Genomic DNA, 9584 nt, shown 5'->3' on the forward strand with positions numbered 1-9584 from the left:
AGTCACCCTTCGATCTCCCTCTTCATTCTTTCAAATTCCTCCTTTGTGATCTCCCCTCTTGCGTACCTCTCCTTCAGAATTTCCAGTGCACTAATCTTTTTCTCCTCCGCTTTACTCTCCCTCACAGCAAGGTAAACGAGGAGGAAAACTATTCCGAGCATTGGGATAAGGACGAGAATGAACCACAGCAATCCGTTCATACCCCTCTTTTCAGCATCTTGATAAACGAGGTAAGCCACGATAACCCAGAGCACCCACCAGAAGATCATTCCAAATCCGAAGAATCCAAAACCGAAGGGGAACATGTGAAATCCGTCCATAAATGTAAATGTTCTTTAGTGACTATATAAAACTTCGGGCGAAATAATTAATAAGCTCCAACTTCTTTGCGCATTTTCAAGAGGGGGAACGAGAGCGCTGCTATAACCATAAACATCAGGGAAATTGCCGAAAATGCTGTAAGAGTTCCGTAAGCGTCTAAAAGTAATCCGGTGAGGTAAGGAGCGACAATCCCACCAACTCTTCCAACGCTTGCAGCAGAACCAACACCGATCCCCCTCATCTTTTGCGGATAGCTCTTTTGGGTGCTTAAAATAAAGAGAACCCATCCGCCTATACTGAAGAAGGATGTAGCGAACATTCCTATAACAAGAAAATCCCTCACTAATATGGCAAGAAGCGTAAAGATGGCTGCTGCAAGGGAGTACAAAAACAGCAACTTTTCCGTATTGTCTTCCCTTATAATCAGGGAAAGGAAAAGCGGAGAAATAATTTGAATTCCGTAAACTGGGATTAGTGAAGAGTATCCGGATTTAAATCCGGCTATCGACGACATAATCTCTGGCAGCCAAAGGAAAATTCCGTAATAGGTGTAAACGCCGCAGAACCAAATGATCCAGAGGAGAACGGTAATCTTCCTGTACTTCGATAGGAGCTCCTTAAGGTTTCCTGAGATCGTGCTTTTTTCCGCTTTAATTTCTGAAAGCTTGAAAAAGATCGGGAGAAAGAGGAAGGGAAATGCGCCTACTAAAAAGAGATCCTTTAACGGTTTTTCGAGCAAAACACGAGAAAGAGAAGCCACGAAAAGCGCACCAATTCCCCAGAAAGATTCGAAGTAGCACATGTACTTTTCGAGGGGCTTGTCCCGTATAACTTCTGGTAGAGAAGCTATACTTAGCGTTAGCCCGCCTCCGAGACCAAAACCGGAAAGGAATAAGAAAGTTGCCAAGCTCAGGAAGTTTTCCGCAAATCCAAGTAAGCCTGTTGATGCGGAAAAAAGGGAAACGGAAAAAATTATGACGTTCTTTCTTCCGAGCACGTCTGAAAGGGAGCCAAGAACGATAGCTCCAATTCCAACACCGATCATCAAAATTGTGCCAAGAGATCCCGCCTGAGCTTTTGAAAGTGAATACTGAACTATAATCTTTGGAACTGCAAATCCGAGAAGGAGAGTGTCGAAGGAGGTAATGGAAAATAGCATGCCGAGAATTAGGAAGTCTCTGTAAACTCTGTCCATGAAGATTAATTGCCTTTCCAGTATAAAAACGATACAGCAAATTAGCAGAGGTTTTAAAGTACGACTTCCTTATCGCTTATAGCATTAAGCGTTTGCGAAACAAAAGACTACGAAAAAATCTACCACCTAAGAAAAATGTGGAAATTAAATGTTTTCACCCTTAAAAATCCCAGAATAACCTTCGGTCTCTTCGGAAAGCTTCATAAAAACGAGCTGCATAATTCTCGCATTTCTTTTCAGCCATATTCCGTTTTCGTTGTAAACAACCAAACCGACCTCGCTCCTTCCCTCATAACCGGCATCCCACACTGCCGTGAGGACAGTAGCTCCGCACCTTACAAGAGAGGATCTCGGTCTTCCGATAGCCATGATGTCGTTACTCAAACTTATAACTTCGTTGAGGTACGCTCTGTAAACACCCTTCGGCAAAAAAATCCAGTCCTCGTGAAAGTCCACCTCCTCAACCTTCGGGATCTTTCTTTCGGAGTTGTCGAAGTCCACTTTACCTTCCTCTTTTATCACCCCCACCTTCCTCAGGGTGCAGTCGAAGCCGTTGGGCTGAAGCTGCTTCTCCAAGTCGATGTAGTCTCTAACAAGCCCCTTCTCAATAATGAGCTTTCTTATTTCCTCCTTTGCCAAGATCACTTCCAACCCCTCCTTGCATCTATCGAGATGAAGTTCACGTAGTACGTATCGAACTCATCGTATAACTTTAGCTCATCGGCAATAGCCACGGCAAGTATATGCGCACACGGTTTTCTTCCCCTAAGGTTGAAGTGAAAGTCCTTGCAGGTGCAGAAGAACTCCTCGACGATGTACTCCTCTCTCCCAACCACGACGAAGAAGTCCTTGTATCTTTTAACTCTCCCCTCTTTTACGTAGAGAAAAGCCTTCTCTCCTCTCCTGCCGAAGGTGAAAAGTAAGTACTTATACAGGTCGTACGTAAATCCCAATTCCTTAGCTTTCTTCTTGACTCTCTCCAGCATCGATCTCGCTTAGCAGAATAACTGTGTTTATCGCATCGAGACCGTCGAAATACTCTAAGAGTTCGGACTCTTCCGGGAACTCCAGTTCTGGTAGCTTCTCGTTTTTGAATATTTTCGCTCCCATCATGGCGACGACTTCGAAAGCCTCCTCAACTTTACCCTCTTTTTCCTTCTTTAAAGCTTCCTCAAGCAACTTCTCAAAACTCTTCTTACTGATCTTCCCGCTTAAAGCTATTTCAGCCGCTCTCACAACGAGTCTTGCACTCTCTTTAGTCATAACGAACAAATCGTTCTTGATATCATCTCCGAGGTCAACGTCTCTCTCCAGCATTTCTTTCATTTTCTTTAGTTCTTCTTCAGCCTCTTTCTTTTTAAGTTCCCTCTCTTTAACCGCTCTCAGCAAGTTATAACAAGCTACCACAACATCTTCAAGGAACTTGTCGAAAACTTCCAAAGTATCGATGTTATCCAACTCGATCTTTTCGCTCTTAATTCTCTCGATCCAGTTGTTGAACCACTTTTCATCATACATCACCGCAGCTTCGTAGGCTAAAATATATAATACTTGCCCTACAAAATACGAATCCAAATCTCCTCTTGGAGGTGTTGGGATGATAATCGCAGCCTCAAATTTAAACGGGAATATGGAAGCGTTGGCTGAATTGCTGTCGAAAGTCGAAAATCTGAGGGAGAAATATAGGGAAGAGGGAAGGGATGTGCAGAGGATATATGTAATCGGAATATTCGGCTACATGCCCTACCCAAAGGAAGTTTACAAGGCTATAAAGAACTCGGATTTGATAACGCCCGTTGGAGGGCACTTTGACAGAATGCTGATAAAGTTTGGTGAGCTCAGCGAAGAAGAAAGGGAAGCTCTCAAAAACGAATTGCCCGAGTACGAATACAGAATGCTCGAATTCAACTGGGAGATGCTCGGACATGAGGGAAGGAAGTGGCTAAGGAACGAAGTGGAATTCTACGTTGTGGAGAAGTTCGGAGATACGAGGGTCTCTGTCTCGTACTTTGATCCGACTGGGGAGGAAGCGGATCACTGGAAGAGCGAGGATTACTACGATAAGGTGCTCGAAGAGTTCGAAAGGGCGGATATAAAGATAATCGGGGGAAAAGAGCCTTTCATAAAAGTTACCCAGCACGGAAAGGTCGTTTGTCCGGGGAACGCTGGAGTAAGGAATTCGAGGGAAGACGATCCAACGTTTGCGGTTATCGACACGAGAAACCTTGACGTTTGGATCGAGGAGTTTGCATTCGACTTCAAACTTGTCGAGGACAGGATAAAAGAGTACGAGTTGCCGGAAGCCTTAATTCACATACTGTACCACGGAAAGTCTCCGCATCCATGAGGTTCTGGATTGGAATAGACGACACGGACTCAAGAAAGGGAATGTGCACTACTTACATAGCCAGTTTGGTAATCAGGGAGCTTGAGAAAGCTGGGATGAAAACTATCGGATTTCCGAGGCTTATAAGGTTGAATCCCACGATTCCCTACAAAACAAGGGGAAATGGGGCGGTGTCCATACTGGTCGACGGAGAGATCGGAGAAGCTGTGGAGATTGTTAGAGAAATCGTGGAGGAGTATGCGGAGCTGGATGATGAAAACACCCACCCGGGAGTTGTTTTTGTACGGGAGGATTTGGTAGATAAGCTTCAAAACTTTTCTTTTAAAGCTTTGAGGGATGTTGTAAGCTTGGATGAAGCTCTGTTTATAATTGGGAAATACCTAATCCCCCATTTGAAGTACAAAAAAGGAAGGGGACTAATAGGTGCTTTAGCCTCCGTAGGGTTGCCTTTGGAGGATAGGACATTGGAACTTCTCGTTTACAGAAAAAGAGAAAGGTTTGGAAAAGAAAGGGAAATCGTGGAGGAAAGCTTCTTCTTAGCCGATTTGATGACTTATCCCTACACTTGGGACACGGTCGATTGGGGAAATAACGTTGTTGTTGCCGCCCCAAACTCTCCTGATCCGGTTCTCTTCGGAATCAGAGGGGACAACTTGGAGAAAATCTTTGAAGCTTTTAGGTACATTGAAGCCGAAGATTACGACTTTTATCAAATTTTCATAACGAATCAGGGGACGGACATGCACATAATCGACGAAGGAGACGTGAGAGAACTTAAAGAGTTCAGATCATATAAGCTCACGGGCAAAGTAATCGAGTTTCCTTGGGAAATAGAGGGGGGACACGTCTTCTTTAAGATAGAAACAACCTTTGGCGAAGTTGAGTGTGCCGCATTTGAACCCACTAAGCAGTTCAGGAGAGTTGTGAGAAAACTTATGCCTGGGGATGTGGTAGAAGTTTACGGCTCCTACAAAAACGCAACGCTGAATCTTGAGAAGATCAGAATTGTTAAAGTAGCGAGGGTTTTCTTCGAGGAAAATCCCATTTGCGAGTGCGGGAGGAGGATGGAGAGTGCTGGTAAAGGCAAAGGCTTTAGATGCAAGAAGTGCAAGAAGGTCGTGAACTACAGGATACTTAAAGAAGTTAGGAGGGACATCGAAGAGGGGTTTTACGAAGTTCCTCCCTCTGCCAGAAGACACCTAAGCAAACCCCTCGTTAGAGAAGGGTTTAAAGAGAACTTTCACATCTTCAGATAATCTTTTGTGCTTTTATCAGCCGTTGCTCTCTCAAACCTTCGCTCACGCTTTTGCTTTGAGATGAACCTCAATAAAAAAGATCTTGAAAGTTTAAGCTCCTCATTAATGCGTTATAAACTCCCTGATCTTCATTAACCTCTTGTAATCCTCGTAAGTTAACGCGGAGTCCCAGTTTCCAGTAACTTTTGCTACGATAACGAATCCGAACAATATCGCAAGCAGAACTGCCACGTAAACTTCCTTTCTCACCCGTTTATCGAGGAAGTCCATGTACAAGCCCTTAGTTTTGCAGACCTCTATGCAATCGTAGCAAGCGATGCACTCAGTGGAGTTAACTTCTTTTTTCTCGCTAATCTTAATTCCCGCTGGACAAACGTTATCGCAGGCTTTACAATTTATGCAGTTGGTTTTCCTTATTTTAAAAGCTGAGAGGAAGGAGAAAATTGCTAAAAATGCTCCGTAAGGACACAAGTATCGACACCAGAGGTTTCTTGTAAAGAGGGTTAGGAGAACTATTAGCGAGGTCACGACTATCGTCAGCGTTCCTGGATTCAACCAGAAATCTAAAAGCTTAACATCGGCGATTGCCCAGTAGGGCGTTTGAAGGAAAGCTGCGACTTCGTATCTGTCCATCATCAAAACCGTAAGTAAGAAGAAAGCCATAAGACTATACTTTATCACTTTCACGAACTCTGGTATTCGTATTCGAGGCAAAATTTTCTCTCCCACAAATGAAACAGCTTCGGATAGCGTTCCAACTGGGCATACCCAGCCGCAAAATCCTCTTTTCAAAAATATAGCCGAAACTATGATTGCGGAGAGAATAACCATTGCTGCGGGATGAATTGGATCGATATATCCGTTGAGTAGCGTGTTCTTTATTGAAACAAGTCCTCCAATCGGAAGGTATGCTTCTATGGAAACGGGGCGGGGAACGAATTCTGTTCCTTCATCAAAATGCTTGACGAAAAAGTAGAACCTCCACCATGTGTAGATCGAGAACAAAAAGAAAGAGAGCTGGACTACTCTTCTGAGCTTAATCTTTACACCCATATTAGATTCTTCTCTCCAACTCTGATATTTATTCTCCCTAAATTATTCGAAAACTTCATTAAAAATTGTGTCGTTTTTGATGCGAAATCTTAAATACGTTGAAAGCTTCCTGAATTTGATGGAAAGAGAATTGACGCTAATCGTCGGAGTAGCTTTAATAGCGGTTGCTTTCGTTTTTGCCCCCTCTTCCCACCATTACATGATGATGGGTCCCTACTATCTTGCCGTAATTCCTCTGATTTTTACGATAGCCGGAATAGCCCTAATCCTGTTCTCAGCTTTTCGCATTTTTGAGGCTAAGAGATCTGAAGAGAAATCGGAAGTTGAAGAGAAGTGTGAAGATGATAAGATGGGTGTTGTTGAAAAACTTCTTGAAGGAGATGAACTCGAAGTTTTTAAGATAATAAGAAAAAACGAAGGTGTAACTCAAGATTCGCTGCACTTTAGAACGGGTTTCTCGCCTTCGAAGGTATCCATGATCGTGAAAAAGCTTGAGGAAAAAAATCTTATCTACAGGGAGAGATTCGGAAAAACCTACAGGATTTACCTGAGTGACTGGTTGAAGAAGAACGTTTAGCTGAAGAACAGCTTTTTCAAAACCTCGTAGTGGTATTCTGAATCTCGATTTTCGAACTCAACCCATACGACGGAGGAATTAGTGGAGAAGAAGTAATGCACCCTACCCATCCCGTAAACTCTGTAAGCTTTTAAGTTTTCCAAATAAACCGGTTCGCTGAAGTACTTGGAAACTTTTGAAGCCATTTCCTCGACGTATTTTTCTGCGAGAGCTTCAGATTCAACTTCAGCGATCCAAACCCTTACCTTTCCCTTCCCTTCGTATTCGAGAATTCTTCCATCTACGATTTTGAACTCTCCCTCGTGAATTCTTTTGATCAACTCGACGGCTTCTTCTCCTTCGATAGTGTTTACGAGTTTTAACTCTCCATCCTCCTTTAAATTCACCAGAATGAATAGTATTCCTAAAATTACCGCAAGTACTGCAAGCTTCTTCGTCAAGTTCATCCAATTTTATTTTTCATCTGGTGTACAATAAATTAACGGAAAAGATTAATTTCGTAGGGAAATTGATCTTTCGTGATAGGGAGGCTTGTGTGGTACGGTGATTTTCCCTTGAACAGGAAACTCGAACTTTTAAGGGAAGTGGGGTACGAGTACGTGGAACTTTCCTTGGACTACCCATTTCCCGATGAGCTAAATTCGAGAGAATTGAAAGATTTACTCTCCTCCTACGAAATGAATATTTCTTTTCACTCACCCCTCGATGTATTCGTAGCTCAGCCGAGGGATGAAATCTTCGAGGCGAGTCTGAAAATTGTGGAGAGATGTTTAGATTTTGCGTCGAAATTCGAAACCCTTTACTACAACTTCCACATCACCTACTTCTCTCCGACGAGAGAATTCGATAAGGTGAAGAAGAAAATTCTGGAGAATGGTAGAAAAGCTTGCGAATTCATCTTAAGCAAATCCGAGGAGTACGGATTTTACGCATGCATCGAATACGACAGGAATTTCGACGAAAAATTTCTGGTTGACGGTCTAAGAATTTGCCTTGATATAGGACACTTCGCCCTTGCAAACAAAAAGAATTTCAAGGAGGAGCTTAAAAAATTCGTTGCCGAATTCGGAAGTAGAATTCTCGTCTGCCACGTCCACGACTGTGAGCCCGAAAAGAGGGTGGATCACATCTCTCTGAGGAGAGGGAAGTTGGATTTCCAGTTTATTTTTAGCCACCTCAAAGCTGAATATTACACCATCGAAACTTTTTGGAGGGATTCGGAGAAAAACGAGTTGAGAGATGTGGATGTGATTTACGATTACGAAGTTCTCAAGGGTTTTCTTTAGATATCAGATGAGCCAAGTCGACCACTTTTCCTCCAGCTCTTCTCAAATTTGACAGGCATATGGGGCATGTTGTTACGATTTTTTTGCTTCCGAGCTCATTAACTCTAAGCTTAGCAACCTCCTCGGCTACTCTTGCAGATATACCTTCTATCGGACCTCCGCAGCAAGAAGTGAGCTCTTTCGAATTTCTGATGTCGTGGTAAGCGATTCCGAAGTTGCTCATGATCTCTCTCACATCATCGTAGAGCCTTAGATACCTTGAATAGTAGCATGGATCGTGAATAACGACCTCCTCCTCCTTAACGTTTCCCCTCAAATCTTTCACGAGTTCTATGTAACTTGCAACTTCAAAGGAGTTTTCTGGATAGAGGTGTTTTAACGTGTAGGTTGTGTGAGGATCGATCGTGACGATTTTCTTTACTCCTGCTCTTTCAAGCCTTTCTATCACGAGTTTGGCGTGTTTTTCGAACTCTTCCTCTTCTCCCAAGTCGTAGAGAAGAACTCCGCTGTAAAAATCGAGATCTGGATTATACCAAACGCTTACTCCAGCTTTTTCAAGAAGTTTGTAAATGCTCCTGATGGTGCTTTTAGCTTCAACGACTCTCTCCTTTTTTGGAGATACGAATAGCTTCAAAAATTTGCTCGGGGTGAACTTAGAAAATCGAATCAAACTGCTAATTTTCATCTTCTCAAGAACTTCGATTTTGTCCACGGCTTTTTCAATATACGGGGTTAGCTGATAAAGTAATCCGGTGAAGAAAAACCACTCTCCTTCTCTTTTAATCTCGAATTCCCTCCACCAGCTGTTTACTTCCTCTTTCGACAAACCTACTGGTGTTCCACTTTTTTTCATGCTCGCTGTTACGAAATCGGTCAGAAGCTTTGGGCTAATCACTTTCCTCCCCCATTTCATAAGGAGTTAGGAAGGATGTTAAATCTTGGGGTTAACCTTTAGTACTTTCAATCCCTTTTACTCCCGATGAAGAGCGTGGACGAAATAATTTCCGAAGCAAAGAAAATCTTCAGAAGAAGAAAAATAAATTTAGAGATCTTGGAAGGGGGAACCGAAAGAGGATTGACCGTGAAAAGAAACAGGGAGTTTTTAGATTCCATAGGGATTAGAATGAATGTGATAAACGATGTTGATGATGTTGAACTTGAGACGGAGTTTCTCGGGAAAAAGATTTCTCTTCCCGTAATGCCTGCTCCGCTCTCTGGACTCGTGAAGGCTGTTGATGAAAGGTGTTTCGAGAGGATAATAGAGGAGGCTTGGGAAGTTGGTGTCGTTCCGTGGATAGGTTATCCGATACAGGATGAAGTTGAAAAATTCGGAAAGCCCTTCGTGTGGATAATCAAACCCCTTGAGGATAGAAGGAAGATATACGAGGAAATAGAGAGGGCAGAAAAAACGAAAGCTTTTGCAGTCGGAATAGACATCGACTCAGCGGCGGGAGTGAAAGTTAAGCATAACGTTCTTTCCTACGGAGGAACTAAGCCGTTAAGCAGGAGAGAGCTTGAGGATCTGGCTTCGACGACGAAACTACCTTTC

Annotated in this window: 13 protein-coding genes; 5 read left to right on the plus strand and 8 right to left on the minus strand. The window is 43.0% G+C overall.

From position 1 onward, the window contains the following. Nucleotides 1-2 precede the first annotated feature (2 nt). The 5 genes from F7C14_RS09385 to F7C14_RS09405 all read right to left on the minus strand — a co-directional run bounded on the left by F7C14_RS09385 (nt 3) and on the right by F7C14_RS09405 (nt 3091). A complete protein-coding gene (locus F7C14_RS09385) occupies nt 3-320 on the minus strand; it encodes an SHOCT domain-containing protein (RefSeq protein WP_290902208.1) in 318 nt (105 codons plus the stop codon). Between the two features lie 47 nt (nt 321-367). Beyond that, on the minus strand, nt 368-1516 hold the full coding sequence (locus tag F7C14_RS09390) for an MFS transporter (RefSeq protein ID WP_290902210.1): 1149 nt from the start codon (nt 1514-1516) through the stop codon (nt 368-370). A 144-nt stretch (nt 1517-1660) separates the two neighbouring features. Further along, nucleotides 1661-2161, minus strand: coding sequence for a deoxyuridine 5'-triphosphate nucleotidohydrolase (locus F7C14_RS09395; protein WP_290902213.1), 501 nt, complete (start codon nt 2159-2161; stop codon nt 1661-1663). Beyond that, complete coding sequence (locus F7C14_RS09400; RefSeq protein ID WP_290902215.1) at nt 2158-2502, minus strand: SWIM zinc finger family protein; 345 nt, start codon at nt 2500-2502, stop codon at nt 2158-2160. The genes F7C14_RS09395 and F7C14_RS09400 overlap by 4 nt, the downstream gene beginning before the upstream one ends. After that, nucleotides 2474-3091 (minus strand): DUF2150 family protein, encoded by a 618-nt coding sequence (locus F7C14_RS09405; protein ID WP_290902217.1) that lies wholly within the window; start codon nt 3089-3091, stop codon nt 2474-2476. Before F7C14_RS09405 ends, F7C14_RS09400 begins: the two co-directional genes overlap by 29 nt. A 22-nt stretch (nt 3092-3113) precedes the next feature. On the opposite strand from F7C14_RS09405, the gene F7C14_RS09410 reads away from it, so the two are divergent. Together F7C14_RS09410 and F7C14_RS09415 are read left to right on the plus strand one after the other, a co-directional pair. After that, nucleotides 3114-3863 (plus strand): hypothetical protein, encoded by a 750-nt coding sequence (locus F7C14_RS09410; RefSeq protein WP_290902219.1) that lies wholly within the window; start codon nt 3114-3116, stop codon nt 3861-3863. Next, a complete protein-coding gene (locus tag F7C14_RS09415) occupies nt 3860-5119 on the plus strand; it encodes a tRNA(Ile)(2)-agmatinylcytidine synthase (protein ID WP_290902221.1) in 1260 nt (419 codons plus the stop codon). Before F7C14_RS09410 ends, F7C14_RS09415 begins: the two co-directional genes overlap by 4 nt. A gap of 102 nt (nt 5120-5221) precedes the next feature. Here F7C14_RS09415 and F7C14_RS09420 read toward each other — a convergent pair whose 3' ends face one another. After that, the gene (locus tag F7C14_RS09420; RefSeq protein ID WP_290902224.1) at nt 5222-6172 is read right to left on the minus strand and encodes a 4Fe-4S binding protein; all 951 of its coding nucleotides are present in this window, start codon (nt 6170-6172) and stop codon (nt 5222-5224) included. A 118-nt stretch (nt 6173-6290) separates the two neighbouring features. Between F7C14_RS09420 and F7C14_RS09425 the strand changes: the two genes are divergently transcribed. After that, nucleotides 6291-6749 carry a MarR family transcriptional regulator gene (locus F7C14_RS09425; protein WP_290902227.1) on the plus strand — a complete coding sequence of 153 codons (459 nt, stop codon included), beginning with the start codon at nt 6291-6293 and terminating at the stop codon, nt 6747-6749. Here the strand turns inward: F7C14_RS09425 and F7C14_RS09430 are convergent. Further along, a complete protein-coding gene (locus tag F7C14_RS09430) occupies nt 6746-7195 on the minus strand; it encodes a hypothetical protein (RefSeq protein WP_290902230.1) in 450 nt (149 codons plus the stop codon). The genes F7C14_RS09425 and F7C14_RS09430 overlap by 4 nt on opposite strands. A gap of 72 nt (nt 7196-7267) precedes the next feature. Between F7C14_RS09430 and F7C14_RS09435 the strand changes: the two genes are divergently transcribed. After that, entirely contained in the window at nt 7268-8035 is a 768-nt protein-coding gene (locus F7C14_RS09435) for a TIM barrel protein (RefSeq protein WP_290902233.1), read from the plus strand. On the opposite strand, the gene F7C14_RS09440 is transcribed toward F7C14_RS09435, so the two are convergent. Further along, nucleotides 8019-8930, minus strand: a complete 912-nt coding sequence (locus F7C14_RS09440; RefSeq protein WP_290902235.1) for a (Fe-S)-binding protein — start codon at nt 8928-8930, stop codon at nt 8019-8021. The two genes, F7C14_RS09435 and F7C14_RS09440, sit on opposite strands and share 17 nt — an antisense overlap. Nucleotides 8931-9014: 84 nt before the next feature. On the opposite strand from F7C14_RS09440, the gene F7C14_RS09445 reads away from it, so the two are divergent. Then, on the plus strand, nt 9015-9584 hold a 570-nt coding region (locus F7C14_RS09445; RefSeq protein WP_290902237.1), incomplete at its 3' end, for an alpha-hydroxy-acid oxidizing protein.

The organism is Ferroglobus sp. (assembly GCF_015521575.1).
Classification (GTDB): domain Archaea; phylum Halobacteriota; class Archaeoglobi; order Archaeoglobales; family Archaeoglobaceae; genus Ferroglobus.

Excerpts from the sequence above, each read along its gene's own strand:
- F7C14_RS09425 (WP_290902227.1), top strand. The coding sequence starts at position 6,291 with ATGGAAAGAGAATTGACGCTAATCGTCGGAGTAGCTTTAATAGCGGTT.
- F7C14_RS09390 (WP_290902210.1), bottom strand. The coding sequence starts at position 1,516 with ATGGACAGAGTTTACAGAGACTTCCTAATTCTCGGCATGCTATTTTCC.
- F7C14_RS09420 (WP_290902224.1), bottom strand. The coding sequence starts at position 6,172 with ATGGGTGTAAAGATTAAGCTCAGAAGAGTAGTCCAGCTCTCTTTCTTT.
- F7C14_RS09415 (WP_290902221.1), top strand. The coding sequence starts at position 3,860 with ATGAGGTTCTGGATTGGAATAGACGACACGGACTCAAGAAAGGGAATG.
- F7C14_RS09430 (WP_290902230.1), bottom strand. The coding sequence starts at position 7,195 with ATGAACTTGACGAAGAAGCTTGCAGTACTTGCGGTAATTTTAGGAATA.
- F7C14_RS09385 (WP_290902208.1), bottom strand. The coding sequence starts at position 320 with ATGGACGGATTTCACATGTTCCCCTTCGGTTTTGGATTCTTCGGATTT.
- F7C14_RS09410 (WP_290902219.1), top strand. The coding sequence starts at position 3,114 with ATGATAATCGCAGCCTCAAATTTAAACGGGAATATGGAAGCGTTGGCT.
- F7C14_RS09400 (WP_290902215.1), bottom strand. The coding sequence starts at position 2,502 with ATGCTGGAGAGAGTCAAGAAGAAAGCTAAGGAATTGGGATTTACGTAC.